The organism is Streptomyces sp. NPDC004609, from assembly GCF_042873655.1.
Classification (GTDB): domain Bacteria; phylum Actinomycetota; class Actinomycetes; order Streptomycetales; family Streptomycetaceae; genus Streptomyces.
In genome coordinates this window covers 1-1,103 of the sequence record NZ_JBIALS010000106.1, presented here as the reverse complement: position 1 = coordinate 1,103, position 1,103 = coordinate 1, and the positions used below count along the sequence as shown (strand labels likewise).

Sequence of the window (1,103 nt, the reverse complement as noted above, 5' to 3'; positions counted from 1 at the left end):
CTAGGGAGCGTATTGCGTCTTGATCAATCTGCGGGATCTGCCTTCGCGGCAGGGTCTGGACGGGTAGACCTTCTTGGGTGACGCGAGTGCAACTGACGGATGCAGAGTGGGAGTTCATCGAGCCGTACGTGCCGATCGGCGAGTACGGCCCGTACCCCGGGCGGCTGCGGCAGCAGTTCGAGGGTGTGATCTGGCGATTCAAGACGGGCGGGCAGTGGCGGGAGATGCCAGCGGAGTTCGGCGCCTGGTCGACCGTCCACAACCGCTTCCGGCAGTGGCGTGACGCCGGGGTCTTCGAGGCCCTGATGGAGGGCCTGATCGCGGAAGCCGCGAAGCGGGGTGAGGTGGACCTGTCCCTGGTCAGCATCGACTCCACCACCGCCCGGGCCCATCACGACGCTGCCGGCATGCACCTGGACGAGGACGTCCTCACCGCCCTGGAGAAGGCTGCCGCCGAGGCGGAGAAGACCAGGTCAAAGGGGGCGACTGCGACGAACGAACCGGACAGGAGGCCGAAGACGATCCCGAGCGGGAAGAACGACGGCGCATCCGGCGACGGCGGAAACTCCGGCTGAAGGCCGCCCTCCTCGGACGCTCCAGGGGCGGGCAGACCAGCAAGATCCATGTCGTCGGCGACCGCAAGTGCCGCCCGCTGGCGTTCATCCTGACCGCGGGACAGGCCGCCGACAGCCCGCAGTTCATCCCCGTCCTGAAAAAGGTACGGGTGCGTGGACCTGTCGGCCGACCCCGCACCCGGCCGGGCGCTGTCGCCGGGGACAAGGCCTACTCGTCCCGCGGCAACCGAGCCCACCTGCGCAAACGGCGTATCAAGGCGGTCATCCCGGAGAAGAAGGACCAGGCCGCCAACCGGAAGAAGAAGGGCTCCAGAGGCGGCCGACCCGTCAGCCACGACGCCGACCTCTACAAGGAGCGGAACACCGTCGAACGCCTGATCAACAAGCTCAAGGCCTGGCGAGGCATCGCCACCCGGTACGACAAGACCCCCGACAGCTACCTCGCCGGCCTCCACCTACGCGCCTCGATGATCTGGCTCAGAGATCTCACCCGGACCACTTGATGATCACGACGCAATACGCTCCCTA

At 67.0% G+C, this 1,103-nt stretch carries 1 pseudogene; it reads left to right on the top strand.

The features are described from left to right. Positions 1 to 77 precede the first annotated feature (77 nt). Positions 78 to 1,078, top strand: a pseudogene (locus tag ACFYT4_RS36225) (IS5 family transposase). Positions 1,079 to 1,103: the final 25 nt, after the last annotated feature.